The 16,722-nt window shown below is 69.3% G+C and carries 17 protein-coding genes; 16 read left to right on the top strand and 1 reads right to left on the bottom strand.

What is annotated here, in order from left to right:
- The first annotated feature begins 2 nt into the window (after positions 1–2).
- The 13 genes from ACLQ21_RS03690 (at position 3) to ACLQ21_RS03630 (ending at position 12,910) form a co-directional block, all read left to right on the top strand.
- Positions 3–1,154, top strand: coding sequence for an ABC transporter substrate-binding protein (locus ACLQ21_RS03690; protein WP_425661595.1), 1,152 nt, complete (start codon positions 3–5; stop codon positions 1,152–1,154).
- Positions 1,155–1,156: 2 nt separating this feature from the next.
- Positions 1,157–2,041 (top strand): nitrilase-related carbon-nitrogen hydrolase, encoded by an 885-nt coding sequence (locus ACLQ21_RS03685; protein ID WP_425661593.1) that lies wholly within the window; start codon positions 1,157–1,159, stop codon positions 2,039–2,041.
- Positions 2,038–3,456, top strand: a complete 1,419-nt coding sequence (hydA, locus tag ACLQ21_RS03680) for a dihydropyrimidinase (protein WP_425661592.1) — start codon at positions 2,038–2,040, stop codon at positions 3,454–3,456. Before ACLQ21_RS03685 ends, hydA begins: the two co-directional genes overlap by 4 nt.
- Positions 3,453–4,460, top strand: coding sequence for an LLM class flavin-dependent oxidoreductase (locus tag ACLQ21_RS03675; protein WP_425661590.1), 1,008 nt, complete (start codon positions 3,453–3,455; stop codon positions 4,458–4,460). Before hydA ends, ACLQ21_RS03675 begins: the two co-directional genes overlap by 4 nt.
- Positions 4,461–4,467: 7 nt before the next feature.
- A complete protein-coding gene (locus ACLQ21_RS03670) occupies positions 4,468–5,229 on the top strand; it encodes an IclR family transcriptional regulator (protein WP_425661588.1) in 762 nt (253 codons plus the stop codon).
- A gap of 225 nt (positions 5,230–5,454) precedes the next feature.
- Entirely contained in the window at positions 5,455–6,018 is a 564-nt protein-coding gene (locus tag ACLQ21_RS03665) for an amino acid synthesis family protein (RefSeq protein WP_425661586.1), read from the top strand.
- Positions 6,015–7,400, top strand: a complete 1,386-nt coding sequence (locus tag ACLQ21_RS03660; protein ID WP_425661584.1) for an aminotransferase class III-fold pyridoxal phosphate-dependent enzyme — start codon at positions 6,015–6,017, stop codon at positions 7,398–7,400. Before ACLQ21_RS03665 ends, ACLQ21_RS03660 begins: the two co-directional genes overlap by 4 nt.
- Positions 7,397–8,206 carry a carbon-nitrogen hydrolase family protein gene (locus ACLQ21_RS03655; RefSeq protein WP_425661582.1) on the top strand — a complete coding sequence of 270 codons (810 nt, stop codon included), beginning with the start codon at positions 7,397–7,399 and terminating at the stop codon, positions 8,204–8,206. Before ACLQ21_RS03660 ends, ACLQ21_RS03655 begins: the two co-directional genes overlap by 4 nt.
- Before the next feature lie 87 nt (positions 8,207–8,293).
- Entirely contained in the window at positions 8,294–9,487 is a 1,194-nt protein-coding gene (locus ACLQ21_RS03650; protein WP_425661580.1) for a pyridoxal phosphate-dependent aminotransferase, read from the top strand.
- Positions 9,488–9,567: 80 nt separating this feature from the next.
- Entirely contained in the window at positions 9,568–10,062 is a 495-nt protein-coding gene (locus ACLQ21_RS03645) for an HNH endonuclease (RefSeq protein ID WP_425661578.1), read from the top strand.
- Positions 10,063–10,084: 22 nt separating this feature from the next.
- Positions 10,085–10,279, top strand: coding sequence for a hypothetical protein (locus ACLQ21_RS03640; protein WP_425661576.1), 195 nt, complete (start codon positions 10,085–10,087; stop codon positions 10,277–10,279).
- A gap of 212 nt (positions 10,280–10,491) precedes the next feature.
- Complete coding sequence (locus ACLQ21_RS03635; RefSeq protein WP_425661574.1) at positions 10,492–11,943, top strand: amino acid permease; 1,452 nt, start codon at positions 10,492–10,494, stop codon at positions 11,941–11,943.
- 91 nt (positions 11,944–12,034) lie between these two features.
- A complete protein-coding gene (locus ACLQ21_RS03630; RefSeq protein ID WP_425661572.1) occupies positions 12,035–12,910 on the top strand; it encodes a potassium channel family protein in 876 nt (291 codons plus the stop codon).
- 117 nt (positions 12,911–13,027) lie between these two features.
- Here ACLQ21_RS03630 and ACLQ21_RS03625 read toward each other — a convergent pair whose 3' ends face one another.
- Positions 13,028–13,423 carry a MerR family DNA-binding transcriptional regulator gene (locus tag ACLQ21_RS03625; protein ID WP_425661570.1) on the bottom strand — a complete coding sequence of 132 codons (396 nt, stop codon included), beginning with the start codon at positions 13,421–13,423 and terminating at the stop codon, positions 13,028–13,030.
- A 173-nt stretch (positions 13,424–13,596) separates the two neighbouring features.
- Here ACLQ21_RS03625 and ACLQ21_RS03620 point away from each other — a divergent pair, with 173 nt between their 5' ends.
- The 3 genes from ACLQ21_RS03620 to ACLQ21_RS03610 all read left to right on the top strand — a co-directional run bounded on the left by ACLQ21_RS03620 (position 13,597) and on the right by ACLQ21_RS03610 (position 16,647).
- Complete coding sequence (locus tag ACLQ21_RS03620) at positions 13,597–15,099, top strand: SulP family inorganic anion transporter (RefSeq protein WP_425661568.1); 1,503 nt, start codon at positions 13,597–13,599, stop codon at positions 15,097–15,099.
- A 70-nt stretch (positions 15,100–15,169) separates the two neighbouring features.
- Positions 15,170–15,646, top strand: coding sequence for a transporter substrate-binding domain-containing protein (locus ACLQ21_RS03615; RefSeq protein WP_425661566.1), 477 nt, complete (start codon positions 15,170–15,172; stop codon positions 15,644–15,646).
- Positions 15,643–16,647 carry a cation diffusion facilitator family transporter gene (locus ACLQ21_RS03610; RefSeq protein ID WP_425661564.1) on the top strand — a complete coding sequence of 335 codons (1,005 nt, stop codon included), beginning with the start codon at positions 15,643–15,645 and terminating at the stop codon, positions 16,645–16,647. Before ACLQ21_RS03615 ends, ACLQ21_RS03610 begins: the two co-directional genes overlap by 4 nt.
- The last annotated feature ends 75 nt before the right edge of the window (positions 16,648–16,722 follow it).

Genomic DNA, 16,722 nt, shown 5'->3' with positions numbered 1-16,722 from the left:
CCATGACCACACAGCGAAAGCGCACCGTGCGCGCGGCGAGCCTGCTCGCCGCCGCGGGCCTGGCTCTCACCGCCTGCTCCGGCATGGGCGGCGAGGCGCAGCCCGCCGCCGCTCCCGCCGCCACCGCCAACGACGCCTGCGAGACCGTCGACAGCGTCACGGTGGTGCTCCAATGGGTTGCGCAGGCCCAGTTCGCCGGCTACTACGCCGCCGACGCCAACGGCCACTACGACGACCTGTGCCTCGACGTGACAATCCAGGAGGGCGGCACCAACGTCGTGCCGCAGCAGGTCGTCGCCTCGGGCAACGCGCAGTTCGCCGTCAGCCACGTCAACAAGAGCATGGTCTCCCGTGAGCAAGGCGCCGACATCGTCAACATCGGGCAGGTGTTCGAGCGCGGCGCCTATCTGCAGGTGTCTTGGGCCGACTCGGGCATCGATTCGCTCGACGACCTCGCCGGCACGACCATGGGCTCCTGGGGCGGCGGCAACGAGCTCGCGCTCTACTCCGCGATGCGCGCGAGCGGCGTCGACCCGACGACCGACGTCCAGGTGCTGCAGCAGCCGTTCGACATGTCGATGCTGCTCAACCGCGAGGCCGACAGCGTGCAGGCCAAGACCTACAACGAGTACGCGCAGCTGCTCGAGAGCGTGAATCCCGAGACAGGTGAGCTCTACCAGCCCGAAGACTTCTCGGCCATCAACCTGCAGGACGAAGGGTTCGGCACGCTCGAGGACGGCATCTACGCCCGCGACAGCTGGCTCGCTGAGGGCGACAACGCCGACATCGCGACTCGCTTCCTCGCCGCCAGCTACATGGGCTGGGCCGATTGCCGCGATGACGGCGACGCGTGCGTCCAGCTCGTGCTCCAGCAGGGCAGTGCGCTCGGCACGAGCCACCAGGCCTGGATGATGAACGAGATCAATGCCCTCATCTGGCCCTCGACGAACGGCATCGGCCGTATGGACGAAGCAGCCTGGGATCGCACCGTGCAGGGCGCGATCGAGGGCGCGGTCCTCACCGCTGAGCCCGTCGACGGCTACCGCACCGATCTGACCGAGGCCGCGCTCGCGCTGGTCGAGGAAGCTGGCTACGACATCACGGGCACCGACTGGCAGCGAGCCGAGGTCGAGCTCGTCGAGGGAGGCCGCTGACCGTGGCGACCACGACATCCGCGATCCGCGTCGCATGCGCGCAGACCGATCCCGTGCTGGGCGACATCGCGGCCAGTACAGCCGCGACCGTCGACGCCATCCGGTCCGCCGCCGACGCGGGCGCGGATGTCGTGGTCCTGCCCGAGTGCGCCTCGAGCGGCTGGGCGTTCGCCGACATGGACGAGTCCCGCGCGGCAGCGCAGCGCCTCGACGGCGAGACCCTCCGCGCTTGGCAGTCGGAGGCGCAAGCGCACGGCCTCTGGGTGTGCGGGGGCATCACCGAGCTCGGTGACGACGATCGCATCTACAACTCAGCCGTGCTCGTCTCACCTGACGGGGTCGAGTCGGTCTACCGCAAGGTGCACCTGTGGAACACGGAGAACGACGCCTTCGTGCCCGGGGATCAGGGCTTCCCAGTCGTGGAGACGCCGTTCGGCCGGGTGGGCATGCTCATCTGCTACGACGCCTGGATCCCCGAGAGCTTCCGCAGCCTCGCGCTGCAGGGGGCCGATCTCGTGCTCGCTCCCAGCGACTGGGTGCCGAACCCTCACCAGCCGGACTATCTGCCCCCGGCGGCGCACATCGTCACGATGGCTGGTGCGCAGGCCAACCAGGTCTTCGTCGCGTCCGCGAGCCGCGTGGGCGTCGAGCGCGGGCAGCGCTTCATCGGCGCCAGCATCATCGTCGACCCCTTCGGGTGGCCGCTCTCCCGCGCGGGCACCGATGCCGAAGACCTGATCTGGGCGGACATCGACCCGGTCGGCTCCCGCGACGCCCGGCGCAACGACCCCTTCAACCGCCCGCTGGGCGACCGGCGCCCCGAAGCGTACGTCAGCGCGGCCGCTGCGGGGCACTTCGATGCGGCGCAGGCAGGAGCGACTGCATGACGCGCACCGTCTTCCGCGGGGGCAGCGTCGTCACCTCGACGGAGGAGATCCGCGCCGACGTGCTCGTCGACGGCGAGCGCATCGTCGGGATCGGGCTCGATCTCGACGCGGCCGGCGCGACTGTGGTCGATGCGACGGGATGTGCGCTGCTGCCCGGCGGCGTCGACACCCACACGCACTTCGAGCACATGGTGGCCTCGGGCGCCACCCGCACCGCTGACGACTTCACCTCCGGATCGATCGCAGCGCTGTGCGGCGGCACCACGACGGTCATCGATTTCGTGCGCGCCCCGGCCGACACGAGCATCCGCGATGCCTTCCTGCGTCGCCGTGACCGCGCATCCGAAGCCATCGCGACCGACTTCGGACTGCACCCGATGGCGACCGCCGCGGCGAGCGACGCGGCCTCCATCGCACAGCTGCAGCGGCTCGCCCTCGAGGAGGGCGCGACGAGCTGGAAGTTCTTCATGGCCTACCCGGGCTCGATGGTCGGCGACGATGTGCTGCTCGCAGGGTTCCGCGCTGCGGCCGAGGTCGGCGCCCTGCCGATGGTGCATGCCGAGAACGGCCACATGGTCGCGGATGCGATCGCCCGCCTCGTGTCCGAAGGTCGCGTCGACCCCACGCAGCATGTGCACGGCCATCCGGGCGCCTCGGAAGCTGAAGCGATCCAGCGGGCCGCGGCGCTCGCGAAGCACGCCGGCAGCGAGCTGTTCGTCGTGCACGTCTCGGCCGCCGAGGCGGTCGACGCACTCGTCCGCCTGCGGGACCAGGGCCAGCGCATCACCGCGGAGACCTGCCCGCAGTACGTCGGTGCCGCCGCGGACGCGCCCGAGGTGACCGGCGCGCTCGCGGCCGGATTCGTCTGCTCGCCCCCGATCCGTGAGGCAGCGAACCAGGAGGCCATCTGGCGCGGCATCGACCTGGGCGTGCTGCAGACGATCGGCACCGACCACGCCGCCTTCACACTCTCGCAGCCGGACGACCTCCCCCCGCAGAAGGTCGTGCACGACGACTTCACCCGCGTGCCCAACGGCGTGCCGGGAGTCGAGGAGCGGCTGATGGTGATGCACGAGCTCGGCGTGCGGCGTGGCCGCTTCGACCTGACGCGCTTCGTCGACCTGGTGTCCACCGCACCCGCGCGTCGTTTCGGGCTCGATCGCAAGGGCTCGCTCGCGCCGGGCAAGGACGCCGACATCGTCGTGTGGGACCCGGCCGCTACGCGCACGCTGAGTGCCAGTGAGCTGCACAGCCGCAGCGACTACTCCGTGTACGAAGGCCTCGAAGTGCAGGGCGTCCCACGCGAGGTCTGGCGGCGGGGCACCCTCGTCGCCGAGCACGGAGAGCCGGTCGGCGAGCTGGCCGGCACCGGCACCTACCAACACCGATCCACGATCACGACGGAGGCACGATGAGCCCGCAGCTCGGCATTCACCTGGGGGAGCGCTTCACCCTCGATGAGACCATGGCCGCGGCCGACCTGGCGGAACGCTACGGGTTCGACTCCCTCTGGGTGGCCGAGGGTCGCCTGACGCGCGACGCTCTCACGATCATGGCGCTCCTGGCGCAGCGCACGTCCACCGTGCGCATCGGCTCGGGCGTCGTCAACAACAAGTCGCGCAACGCCGCGCTCATGGCGGTGAGCTTCAAGACCCTCGACGAGATCGCGCCCGGTCGCATCATCTGCGGCATCGGCGCCTGGTGGGAGCCGCTGGCATCGAAGGTCGGCACGCCGCTGAAGAAGCCAGTCAGCGCGATGCGTGAGTACGTCGACGTGCTGCAGAGGTTCTTCCGCAATGAAGAGGTGACCGTCGACGGCGAGTTCGTGCGAATGGACGGCGTTCGCTTCGATCGCATGTACGCCGACAACGTCGCCGTCGACATCCCCATCTACGCCGGCGCCGTCGGCCCACGCATGCTCGAGCTCTCGGGCGAGATCATGGACGGCGTCTACCTCGACTTCCTGCTGCCCGTCTCCTACGTGGAGTTCGCTCGCACGCAGCTCGACAAGGGCCTTGCCAAGCGCAAGGACGGCATCACCGCGGTCGACATCACACAGACGATCGCCTGCGCCGTCGACGACGAGGATCCACGCCGCGCGATCGACGCATGCAAGAACTTCCTCACCATGTACCTGATGCAGCAGCCGCACATCGCTGAGCACGCAGGCGTGGAGCCGGAGGTCGTCGAGCAGATCCAGAAGGTGGCCGGTTGGCCAGCCACACCCGAAGACATTCGCGAGGCCATGCAGTTCGTCTCGGACGAGGCGGTGCACCGCGTCTGCGCGGCTGGTTCAACGGCGGACGTGGTCGCCAAGCTCGAGGAATACCATCGAGCCGGAGTCCGGGTCACGGTGCTCAACCCCTTGGGCGCGAACAAGCTCGGCACGATCGAAGCGATTGCTCGCGCTGTTGCATGATGGAGCGATGGTGAACGAGCGCAAGGATGCCGGTCTGGTGCAGAAGACCGTGCAGATCGTGCGCGCCGTCGCGTCCCAGCCCGAGGGCGTCGGCCTCTCCGAGGTCGCACGCATCACCGGCTTCTCGAAGGCCACCTGCTTCCGGATCCTCACGGCGCTCGAGGAAGAGGGCTGGCTGACCGCCGAGCCGCTCAGCCGTCACTTCAGCCTCTCGCTCGACCTGTACCTGCTCATCTCGTCGCAGCACACCTCGGAGCGCAAGTCGGCCCTCGTGGACGACGTGCTGCGCGGTGTCGCTGCAGACGTCGAGGAGGCCGCGGGGCTCGACAAGTTCGACCAGAAGGCGGCGCTCGTGCTGCGCGAGTTCTCGGGGCCACACCGCATCGGCCACACGCCGCGCGCCGTGCCGAGGCGTCTCAGTGCCGTGCGTTCGTCGACCGGGCGCGTGATGCTGGCCCACGGTGACCGCGCCATCGCTCGAGCACTGTTCGAAGAGGACGCGGCCAGCGGCGTGCCTCTGCCCCTGCCGATCAAGGACGCCGCGGCATTCGAGGCCATGCTCGACGACGTGCTGGAGCGCGGCTACGCCGTCTCGAGCGATGAGCTCGAGCTGGGGCTGACGGCTATCGCTGTGCCGGTCCGGGTCGACGACGCCGTCTCCTACTCGACGTGGGTCTCCGGTCCCACGTTCCGTATGGAAGAGCGCCAGCGGCCGCGAGTCGTCGAGACGCTGAAGCAAGCCGCCGACCAGCTCTCCGCGCTGCTCTAGCCGCGGCTTCGCGCCGGCGGAATCGGGCGGTTCTCCAAGGAGGCCGCTCCCGTCGTCGACCCCTTCGACGAGCCGACGCATCGGCGCGAATTCGACACCACTACTGCTCGACTTCCGCCTGCCTCACGGCGTACGATGTCGTTAAGTGAACCGGCGGTTTATTGAATGAACCGCTCGTCGGAGGCGAAGGTGCCGTCGGCGCAAGCCCGAGCAAGAGGAGCAACCGTGAGCATCGTTGTGAGGAAGATCGTTCGACACCGCGAGGAGACGCTGCGCGAGAACGGTCGCGACGTGCCGCGCAAGCACGTCGTCGCATGGGTCGCCGCGATCATCGAGAACCCGTACGGCACGGGCGAGTACGTCGAGGACCTTGTCTCCAAGGCCGACGCCATGGGCCAGGAGATCGGCGCATTGCTCGGCCCGGCCACCGTGGAGCTGCTCGGTGAGGAGGTCGAGGGCTTCGGCAAGGTCGCGCTCGTCGGCATCGGTGGCGAGGTCGAGCACGGTTCGGCGATCATCCACAACCTGCGCTTCGGCAACGAGTTCCGCACCGCAGCCGGCGGCACGGAGCTGCTGCCCGCCGCCGAGAAGGTGGGCCTGCCTGGTGCGACGATCGACGCTGCCGTCAAGCACAAGACCGACTCCAAGACCCGCTCGCACCACCAGACGATCACGCTGTCCATCCCGGATGCCCCGCGCCCCGACGAGATCGTCATCGCCTGTGTCGCGACCAGCGCCGGGCGCCCGCTCGCGCGCCTGGCTGCCTTCGGGGCGGAGGTCGCGAAGTGACCGAGGTGCTCACACGCTCGATCGCTCGGTCCGCCGATTGGACGCCGGAGCGCGTCCTCGAATCCGATCGCCGGTACGTCATCCGCAGCTGGTCGCAGCAGGGGAAGCCCGCGCAAGCCGTTGTCACGCACGGAGAGGGGTCCTGGTTCCACACCGGAGACGGGCGCAGGATCCTCGACTTCCAGTCGCAGCTGGTGAACCTGAACCTCGGACACCAGCACCCGAAGCTGGTCGAGGCGATCCAGCGGGCGGTGGCGGAGATGGCCTACATCGGGCCCGGCTTCGCCGCTCGCGCTCGCTCGGAGCTGGGCGAGATGCTCGCCGACATCGCTCCGGGCGACCTGTCGTTCTCGTTCTTCACGACGGGCGGCGCCGAGGCGAACGAGAACGCGATCCGGCTCGCGCAGCACATGACCGGCCGGTCCAAGATCATGGCCCGCTACCGCTCGTACCACGGCGCCACGCTTGGCGCCCTGGCCGCCACTGGCGACCCACGCCACAACAACGGCGGCCAGAACGTGCCCGGCATCGTGCGCTTCCACGACCCGTACACGTACCGAACGGCATCCGGCCTGCCGCCCGAGCTCGACCCGGCCTGCCTCGGCGCGCCCCACCTCGAGGAGATCCTGCAGTACGAGGACCCCTCCAGCGTCGCGGCGATCATCGTGGAGTCGATCACCGGCACGAACGGGTTGCTGGTGCCGCCGGACGGCTACCTCCAGTCGCTGCGCGAGGTGGCTGACAAGTACGGCATCCTGCTCATCGCCGACGAGGTGATGGCCGGGCTCGGTCGCACCGGGGAGTGGTTCGCCGTCGACCACTGGGGCGTGGTGCCAGACATCATCACGAGCGCGAAGGGCCTCAACTCGGGCTACGTGCCGCTCGGCGCAATGATCGTCGGCGATCGATCGCGCGAATGGCTCGAGGCGAACAAGTTCTGGGGCGGGCAGACCTACGCAGGTCACCCGCTCGCCTGCGCCTCCGGCGTCGCGTCGCTCCGCATCATGGAGGAGGAGAACATCCTCGACAACGTGCGCGAGCGGGGCGCTCAGCTCGACCGCGCGCTGCGCCGGATGCAGGAGCGATACAGCATCATCGGCGATGTTCGCGGCAAGGGGCTCTTCTACGGGATCGAGCTCGTGCGCGACCGGGCCACGAAGGAGCCGCTGGTGCCGTTCAACCCACCCGCCGCGGCGAACAAGCCGATGCAGCAGATCGTCGCCGACGGCTGGGCGCGCGGCATCTACCTGTCGGCGAACAACAACGTGCTCCGCCTGACGCCGCCACTCGTGATCACCGAGGAGGAGCTCGACCTGGGCATCGAGATGCTCGATGGGATCATTGGGGCGGCGGATGCACGCCTGCAGAGGGGGGACTCATGAGGGCAGCAGCCATTCAGCTCGGCGTCGGCCAGGGCGTCGCCGAGACCATCGCGACAGCCAAGACGCTGGTCGACGAGGCGGCGGCGGACGGCGCGGACTTCATCGTGCTGCCTGAGCTGTACGCCGTGCCGTTCGTGCAGCCCGACCCCGACCCCGAGTACTTCGCGCTCGCGGAGTCGCTCGACGGGCCTTCGAACACGATGGCGCGCGAAGCCTCGGAGCGGCACGGCATCACCGTCGTCTCCTCGGTGTTCGAGGCGGCGGCGGTGCCCGGGGTCTACCACAACACCTCGTGCACCTACTCGCGAGGAGAGCTGGTGCAGGTCTACCGCAAGTCGCACCTGCCGTTCTCGAACGGCTTCCCGGAGAAGTACTACTTCCGGCCGGGCGACGAGGCGCCCGCAGCCGTCGACACCGTCGCCGGCCGGGTTGGCACCATCATCTGCTACGAGCGGCACTTTCCGGAGCTCGCACGCTCGGTGGCGCTCGACGGCGGCATCGCGCTGGCGCTCCCCGTCGCCTGCGCCAGCAAGCCGATGCGCGATGTCTTCCAGATCGAGCTCCGTGCACTGGCCATCGCCAACGGCATGGGCGTCGTGTGCGCGAACCGCTCTGGTCTCGAGGTGGAGAAGGACTACTTCGGCACCAGCGCCGTCTACGGGCCCAGTGGAGAGATCCTCGCGCAAGTGGATGACGGTCCCGGCATCGCGATCGCCGACCTCGACCCGGTCGCCATCGCCGCCACGCGTCGTACACGTCCGTTCCTGCGCGATCGCAGACCGGACATGTACGCGTCGCTCGTCTGAGCGACACCGCGGGGCTCGCGCCGGGGGTGATGACCGGCGTGGGCCCCGCTCACTGCATCCGTGCCAGTCGAACCGGAAGACCCCACCGTGAGTCGCATCGCAGCGCGCATCGCCGCCATCAACGAGTCCGCCACCCTCAGAGTCGACACGAAGGCCAAGGCGCTGAAGGCAGCCGGCCGCGACGTCATCAGCTATGCAGCGGGCGAGCCGAATTTCGCCACGCCGCCCAACATCGTCGAGGCAGCCCAGCGCGCCCTCGCCGATCCGAAGAACTACCGCTACACGCCCGCGGCGGGCCTCCCGGAGCTGCGCGAGGCGATCGCCGCGAAAACGCTCCGCGACTCAGGGCTGCAGGTGGAGGCGAGCCAGGCGCTCGTCACCAACGGCGGCAAGCAGTCGGTCTACCAGGCGTTCCAGACGATCCTCGACCCGGGCGACGAGGTGCTCGTGCCGACGCCCTACTGGACGACCTACCCGGAGGCGATCGCGCTGACCGGCGCGAAGCAGGTCGACGTCTTCGCGGGCGCCGACCAGGGCTACCTCGTGACCGTCGACCAGCTCGAGGCGGCGCGCAGCGACCGCACCAAGGCGCTGCTGATGGTGAGCCCCTCGAACCCGACCGGCGCCGTCTACCCGGCCGAGCGTCTCCGCGAGATCGGCGAGTGGGCCGACACGCACGGGCTGTGGGTGGTCAGCGACGAGATCTACCAGAACCTCACATACGACGGCGAGCGCGCGATGTCGATCGTCGAGGCGTGGCCGGCGCTCGCCGAGCGCACGATCCTCGTCAACGGCGTCGCGAAGACCTATGCGATGACCGGTTGGCGCGTCGGCTGGATGGTCGGCCCGGCCGATGTGATCAAGGCCGCCGCGAACTTGCAGTCGCACCTGACCAGCAACGTCAACAACGTGGCGCAGCTGGGCGCCGCCGAGGCGCTCACCGGACCGCAGGACGCAGTGGGGGAGATGCTCTCGGCCTTCGACCGCCGCCGGCGGACGATCGTCGCGGAGCTCTCGCGCATCCCCGGCATGAGCGTCCCCACGCCGAAGGGCGCGTTCTACGTCTACGCGGACGTGTCGGGGCTGCTCGGCAAGGAGTGGGGCGGCGTCACCCCAGCCTCGAGCTTGGAGCTCGCCGACCTCATGCTCGAGCAGGCCGACGTGGCTGCGGTGCCCGGCGAGGCCTTCGGTCCCTCCGGCTACTTGCGCTTCTCCTATGCACTGGGCGATGAGGCGCTGCTCGAAGGGGTGCAGCGGCTGCAGCGGCTCTTCGGGGGCTGAAGCGCCAACTCCGCTCGCGTGTACTGAGTGATGCTCAGTATGCTGTTGCGACGAGCGACAGCAACGAGGGAGTCGGCACCGTGGACCTTTGGTCGCCAGTCATGAACGGCGTTCTTACCGCGCTCGGGCCGCACCTGTGGTGGGCGCTCCCGGCGCTCGTCCTCGTCGTGATCCTGCGCTTCCCGATGCTCGGTCGCGGGCCGAACTCGTCCCGTCGCGACCCGTGGCCCGGGTTCAAGTTCGCGCCGCGCAGCACGGTGCTGGAGCGTGCCGGCGGGCAGTGCGAGGCGCCGGTGCTGCTCATGTGGGGTCGATGTGGCGATCCGGCTACCGAGGTCGACCACGTGGTGCCGTGGTCGCGAGGCGGCCCGACCGTCGCCAGCAACGGCCAGGCGCTCTGCCGGAGCCACAACCGGTCGAAGGGCGCGATGGTGCCGCCCTGGTGGTACATGCTGGGCCTCGAGCGTCGCCGACGGGAGTACTTCCCGAGCGGCGCTGACGTCAAGGTACGCGCCGTCATGAGCGCGGAGGAGCGCGCGGCGCGCGAGCGGTCGACGACCAAGCGGCGCGCGTAGCCGGGGCGCGTAGCCTCGGAGCATGGACGAGACGACGATCACCCCTGTTGAGCTGTCGCGCGAGCTCGGGCTCGACCGCAAGGGCAAGCAGGTGCGGGGGTTCCTGCGGAACCCGCAGGACGGCGGCGGCCCGTTCGAGGACCACGAGATCGGTACGGAGTGGCACCTGACGGCGGAGCAGGCGGATCGGATCCGGAAGCACTTCAAGAAGGGCTGAGTGGTTTCGACTCGGTCTGCGCGCTGCGCGCGCGGACCGGCTCAACCAGCGGGACAGGGCCCGCAGCGGCTCAATCAGCGGATCGAAGTAGAGCGCGAGCCGCACCAGCCGCGGGGGGTCACCCATGCGAGGCGGACGTTGTCAGATAAGTAGCATGGGGGCGCGCCGCGGTCCTCGGGTTCGCGCGTGAACCCGATCAGGAAGGTGTCCTTGTGGCGCTCAGCACCAGCTCCGACCAGCTCCCCAACGCATCCGCGACCGTCGTCGACAACCCGCACGGCAAGAAGCTGAAGTCGCGGCACGTCACGATGATCGCCCTCGGCGGCATCATCGGCGCGAGCCTCTTCGTCGGCTCCGCGAACGTGATCCTCGCAGCCGGCCCGGCGGCGACGCTCTCATACCTCGGCGGCGGGCTCATCGTCTTCCTCGCCATGCGGATGCTCGGCGAGATGGCCGCCGCACGCCCGGCCGTCGGGTCGTTCATGGAGTACGCGCGCGTCGGCCTCGGCGACTGGGCCGCGTACATCGTCGGTTGGCTCTACTGGTACTTCTGGGTCGGCGTCATCGCGTACGAGGCCGTCGTCGGCGGCGGCATGATCGCCGAGTGGTTCCCCGCCGTGCCGGCCTGGCTCGGCTCCCTCGTGCTGCTCGCGATCTTCGTGACCACCAACCTCATCTCGCTCCGCGCCTTCGGTGAGACGGAGTTCTGGCTCGCGAGCGTCAAGGTCGTCGCCATCGTCGTGTTCCTCGGCGCGGGCGTGCTCTTCGCGCTCGGCCTGTGGCCCGGCGCCTCGATGTCGATCCCCAACCTGTGGGAGCACGGCGGCTTCATGCCCAACGGCTTCGGCGTGGTCGTCTCGTCGATCGCGCTCGTGCTCTTCGCCTACTTCGGCGCCGAGATCGCCGTGATGGCGGCGGCCGAGTCGGAGGACCCGGCCAAGGGCGTGCGGCAGGCCGCCAACACGGTCATCTGGCGCGTCATGCTCTTCTACGTCGGCGCGGTGCTCGTCATCGTCACCGTCGTGCCGTGGAACGAGCTGCCCTCGCCCGACGAGATCGCGCCGTTCGCGTACGTCTTCAGCCTGCTCGGCATCCCCGGCGCCGAGGCGATCATGACGCTCGTCATCTTCACCGCGGTCATCTCGGTGCTGAACTCGGGCACCTACTCGGCATCGCGGATGTTCGCCGCCCTGTCGGAGCAGAAGCTCGCACCGGCGATCATGTCGAAGCGCTCGAAGCGGGGCGTGCCCATCTACGCCGTGCTCGCATCCACCGCCGGCGGCCTGATCGCGACGCTCGTGAACTTCATCGCGCCGAGCTCGGGCATCTACGAGTTCATCATGAACTCGACGGGCCTCGTGGCGCTCTTCGTCTTCGTCTTCATCGCCGTCACGCAGTGGCGTCTGCGCGTGAAGATGACGCCGGAGCAGCGGGATGCGCTGACGCTGAAGGTGTGGATGTTCCCGGTGCTGAACATCGTGCTGATCGCCGCGGCGATCGGCATCGTGGTGATCATGCTCGGTACGGAGGGTGGCCGCGCGCAGGTGCTGACGAGCTTCATCGCCGCCGGCGCGCTGGCGCTGTTCTGGCCGATCGTGCGGCGGAACCTGCGGCGGGCGCGGGCGGAGGGCGTGATCGAGGCGGAGCCGGCGCAGGTCGGCTGACCGAGCCGGTCACCAGCAGGTGGCATCGCTACGATCGCCGCGTGCTGCGCAGCCGACGCGCGGCGTCCGCGACGGATGAGGGAGTGACTGGATGGATGTCGTGCTGATCGCCGCGGGGATCGTGATCATCCTGCTCGGCCTGCGCGACATGTTCCATACGCTGCTCCGCCCCGTCGGGAGCGGCCGCATCAGCCCTGTCATCCTGGCCGCCGCCTGGCGGCTCTCGCGAGCGACCGGACACCGATTCGGCTCGGTCGTCGGGCCGGCCGGGATGGTGGTCGTGATCGGCGTCTGGGTCGCGTTGCAGGTCGTCGGTTGGGCGCTCATCTACCTGCCGGGCGTGCCGGATGCCTTCACGTATTCGCCGGGTGTGCAACCGGCCGACTACCCCGACTTCGCCGAGGCGCTGTACTTCTCGTTCGTCACGCTCACGACGCTCGGGTACGGCGACGTCGCAGCCACAGACCCGTGGATGCGCGCGGCCACGCCGCTCGAGGCGCTCACCGGGTTCGCGCTGCTCACCGCGGCGCTGACGTGGTTCGGGCAGATCTATCCGCCCCTGACCCGACGGCGGGCGCTCGCGCTGCGGCTCCACGGCCTCGCGGAGTCGGAGGGGGCGGAGCAGATCCCCGCGCTCGATCCGTCGTCGCTCTCGCTGATGCTGGACGGACTCGCCGCCGCGGTGGCGAGCGTGCGCGTGGACTTCGTGCAGCACAGCGAGGGCTTCTACTTCTTCGAGGAGGACGCCCAGCTCTCGCTCGCGCGGCAGCTGCCCTATGCGCTCCGACTTCGTGACGCCGCGATGACGCGATCCGAGCCGGAGGTGCGCCTGAGCGCGCAACAGCTGACCGTCGCGCTCGACGACCTCGCCGTGGCGCTGCGGTCGCAGTTCCTTCGCAGCGGCGACGGCACCGAGGCGGTCTTCGCAGCGTTCGCCTCCGACCACGGGCGCGAGCCGCGCGGCTGAAGGGTCTCGATACGCGGCCGGCTCCGCCGGCAGCTACTCGACCAGCGGGAGGGGTGCGGCAGGCTTCGCCGGGAGCTACTCGACCAGCGGGAGGGGTGCGGCAGGCTTCGCCGGCAGCTACTCGACCAGCGCAGGGGGCGGGGTCGGGCTCGGCTGGATCCGCTTGAGGAACTCGTCGGCGTCCGCCAGTTGGCGGACGAGCTTGGCGCGGCGCTCGCGCGACTCCGAGCGGAAATACTCGGCGCGCTCGGGTGACATGCCGTCCAGTGGGGCGTCGGGGGAGATGTCGAGCGCCCGCGCGAGCTCTCCCATCTCCTCGAGCGTGAAGCCCAGCGGCTTCATCCGCATGATCAGCCGCACGCGCTGCTCGTCGTCGGCGGTGTACAGCCGGAACCCGCCCTCGGTGCGGCCGGATGCGTGTACGAGGCCGACCTCGTCCCAGTGGCGCAGAGTGCGCAGCGAGAGTCCGGTGCGCTCCGCGAGCTCGCCGATGTGCATCATGTCGTCCGTCATCCGATCTTCCTCTGCAACTCTACCGTCACGTTAGGGTAGAGTCGTCTCCGGTCGAGCTCTCGGCCGATGCCATCCATTTCTCGCCTTTCGGCTGGATGCGCCGCCGCGCGACGACGCGCTCCCACACTTCCCTCGCAACGGCTCGCCGACGCGAGCCTCCCCGAGGAGCCCCCATGACGACCACCACCGCGCCCGAGCGCGCCCGCTACCGCGACGACCCATCCGTCGCCACCGTGCTGCGCAGCCCGCGGCTGCTCACCCGGGAAGCGCTCGCCGGCCTCGTGGTGGCGCTCGCGCTCATCCCCGAGGCGATCTCGTTCTCGATCATCGCGGGCGTCGACCCGGCGGTCGGGCTCTTCTCGTCGGCCGTCATGGCTATCTCGATCGCGTTCCTCGGCGGCCGGCCGGCGATGATCACCGCGGCGACCGGCGCCGTCGCACTCGTCATCGCGCCGATCATGCGCGACCACGGCTTCGACTACTTCATCGCCACCGTGCTGCTCGCCGGCGTGCTGCAGGTGCTGCTGGGCGTGCTCGGCGTCGCGAAGCTCATGCGCTTCATCCCGCGCAGCGTCATGGTCGGCTTCGTCAACGCGCTCGCGATCCTCATCTTCATGGCGCAGATCCCGCAGCTCGTGGACGTGCCGTGGCTCGTCTACCCGCTCGTCGTCGTCGGGCTGGTCATCCTCGTGCTCATGCCCAGGCTCACGAAGGTCGTGCCGGCGCCGCTGTTCGCGATCATCCTGCTCACGGGCGCCGTGCTGCTGTTCGGCTGGTCGGTGCCGAACGTCGGCGACCAGGGCGAGCTGCCTTCGAGCCTGCCCGCGCTCTTCTTCCCCGACGTGCCGCTCACGCTCGAGACGCTCGGGATCATCGGCCCGACCGCGATCGCGATGGCGCTCGTCGGCCTGATGGAGTCGCTCATGACGGCGAAGCTCGTCGACGAGGTCACCGACACCCGCTCGAACAAGACGCGCGAGTCGTGGGGCCAGGGCGTCGCGAACATCCTCTCCGGACTGTTCGGCGGCATGGGCGGCTGCGCCATGATCGGCCAGACGATGATCAACGTGAAGGTGTCGGGCGCTCGCTCGCGCGTCTCGACCTTCCTCGCCGGCGCTTTCCTGCTGGTGCTCGTCGTGGCGCTCGGCGACATCGTCGGGCTCATCCCGATGGCCGCGCTCGTGGCCGTCATGATCATGGTCTCGGTCGGCACCTTCGACTGGCACTCCATCCGTCCGTCCACGCTCAAGCGGATGCCCGTCTCCGAGACGCTCGTGATGGTCGTCACCGTCGCGGTCGTCGTCGCCACGCACAACCTGGCGATCGGCGTGATCGCCGGCGTGCTGGTCGCGATGGTGCTGTTCGCCCGCCGCGTGGCGCACTTCGCGTCGGTGCGACGCGAGGTGACGGATGCGTCCGCCCGCTACACCGTCGAGGGCGAGCTGTTCTGGGCTTCGTCGAACGACCTCACGACGCAGTTCGAGTACTCGGCCGACCCCGACCACGTCGTCGTCGACCTGTCGCGCTCGCACATCTGGGACGCATCCACCGTCGCCGCCCTCGACGCGATCGAGACGAAGTACGGCCGGCTCGGGAAGACGGTCGAGCTCGTCGGGCTCAACGCGGCGTCGACCTCGATGCACGGTCGGATGACGGGGCAGCTGGGCGGGGAGTAGCGGCTCACGACGGTGCGCCGGCGCATCCGCTCTACGCGTTCTTCGAGGTGACGTGATTATGGTCGGCCGCATGATGCGAATCGTTCGTGCATTGGGTGTCGGCGCGGTCGCGACGCTGGTGATGACGGGTTGCGGCATCCAGGTGCCGGCTGATCCGGAGGGCACCCTGGAGCGGGTCGAGGGCGGCGTCATGCGCGTCGGCGTGACCGAGAACGCCCCGTGGGTCGAGCTCGGCGCGAACGACGAGCCGTCGGGCACCGAGCCGGCGCTCATCACGGAGTTCGCGGCCAGGCACGGCGCCACGATCGCGTGGACCGCCGGCAGCGAGGCGGAGCTGCTCGACGCGCTCGATCACGGCGAGCTCGACCTTGTGCTCGGCGGCTTCCTTGAGGACACGCCCTGGACCGAGATGGGCGCCGCCACGCGGCCGTATGTGGAGGCTGGGACCCCCGACGGGAACGAGAAGCACGTGATGCTCGTGCGGATGGGCGAGAACGCGTTCCTCGTGGCACTCGAGTCGTTCCTCGACGAGGAGGTGGGCGCATGAAGACGGAGCCGCGCTTCGGACGCACCGAGCTGCCAGAGCCGCAGGCGAAGGCACTGCGCCGCGCCATTCGGATCGAGTGGGCGACGCTCGCGTTCCTCGCGGTCGCGATCACGATGGTCTACCTCGTGATGGGCAGCTCGCAGGCGATGAAGGCCGCGTGGATCGAGGACATGCTGTCGCTTGCGCCCCCGTTCGCGTTCCTGCTCGCGGTGCGGCTCGTCAACAAGAAGCCGACGCCGAAGTATCCGTACGGCTGGCACCGCTCCGTCGGCGTCGCGCATCTCGTCGCGGGTGTCGCCCTCTTCACCATGGGCGCGTTCCTCATCTACGACTCCGTGTCGGGTCTCATCACCGCGGAGCACCCGCCCGTCGGCTCGGTCGTGCTGTTCGGCCAGACGGTGTGGCTGGGCTGGCTCATGATGATCGCGATGGCGCTCACGATCCCGCTGCCGATCTACTTCGGCCGCGTGAAGATGCAGCTCGCGAAGGAGCTGCACGACAAGGTGCTGTACGCCGACGCCGACATGAACAAGGCTGACTGGATGACCGCGGCCGGCTCGATCGTCGGCGTCGCCGGGATCGGGCTGGGCCTGTGGTGGATGGACTCGGCGGCCGCACTCTTCATCGCCGCGAGCATCCTCTGGGACGGGATCAAGAACATCCGTGCCGCCATCACCGACCTGATGGACACGCGCGCCACCACGTTCGACGATGGCAAGCCGCACCCGGATGCGGCGAAGATCGACGATCACCTGCGCAGCCTCACGTGGGTGGCTGAGGCCGGTTCGAGGGTGCGCGACCAGGGGCACGTCTTCCACGTCGAGTCGTTCGTGGTGCCGCGGCGCGGGATGATGCCGACGCTCGACCAGCTGCTCGACGCCCGGGACGCCTGCATCGAGCTGGACTGGAAGATCCAGGACATCGTGATCGTGCCGATCGACGAGCTGCCCGAGGAGGTCGGGGGCGGCGACCGCAGCCGCCAGTCGGAGCGCAACCGGTAGGGCCGCATTCGCGGGTCGAACCGGTGCCACAGGCCGTGGCACAAATCGTCCAACAGGCTGCTGGACGATTGCGCT

The sequence above is a fragment of the Agrococcus sp. DT81.2 genome (assembly GCF_049844935.1).
Taxonomy (GTDB): Bacteria; Actinomycetota; Actinomycetes; order Actinomycetales; family Microbacteriaceae; genus Agrococcus.
This window is presented reverse-complemented; position numbering and strand designations above follow the sequence as displayed.

What these genes read in the sequence shown, in the direction of transcription:
- ACLQ21_RS03675 (WP_425661590.1), top strand. Translation starts at nt 3,453, where the DNA reads ATGAGCCCGCAGCTCGGCATTCACCTGGGGGAGCGCTTCACCCTCGAT.
- ACLQ21_RS03670 (WP_425661588.1), top strand. Translation starts at nt 4,468, where the DNA reads ATGGTGAACGAGCGCAAGGATGCCGGTCTGGTGCAGAAGACCGTGCAG.
- hydA (WP_425661592.1), top strand. Translation starts at nt 2,038, where the DNA reads ATGACGCGCACCGTCTTCCGCGGGGGCAGCGTCGTCACCTCGACGGAG.
- ACLQ21_RS03610 (WP_425661564.1), top strand. Translation starts at nt 15,643, where the DNA reads ATGAAGACGGAGCCGCGCTTCGGACGCACCGAGCTGCCAGAGCCGCAG.
- ACLQ21_RS03690 (WP_425661595.1), top strand. Translation starts at nt 3, where the DNA reads ATGACCACACAGCGAAAGCGCACCGTGCGCGCGGCGAGCCTGCTCGCC.
- ACLQ21_RS03640 (WP_425661576.1), top strand. Translation starts at nt 10,085, where the DNA reads ATGGACGAGACGACGATCACCCCTGTTGAGCTGTCGCGCGAGCTCGGG.
- ACLQ21_RS03655 (WP_425661582.1), top strand. Translation starts at nt 7,397, where the DNA reads ATGAGGGCAGCAGCCATTCAGCTCGGCGTCGGCCAGGGCGTCGCCGAG.
- ACLQ21_RS03625 (WP_425661570.1), bottom strand. Translation starts at nt 13,423, where the DNA reads ATGACGGACGACATGATGCACATCGGCGAGCTCGCGGAGCGCACCGGA.
- ACLQ21_RS03615 (WP_425661566.1), top strand. Translation starts at nt 15,170, where the DNA reads ATGATGCGAATCGTTCGTGCATTGGGTGTCGGCGCGGTCGCGACGCTG.
- ACLQ21_RS03620 (WP_425661568.1), top strand. Translation starts at nt 13,597, where the DNA reads ATGACGACCACCACCGCGCCCGAGCGCGCCCGCTACCGCGACGACCCA.
- ACLQ21_RS03630 (WP_425661572.1), top strand. Translation starts at nt 12,035, where the DNA reads ATGGATGTCGTGCTGATCGCCGCGGGGATCGTGATCATCCTGCTCGGC.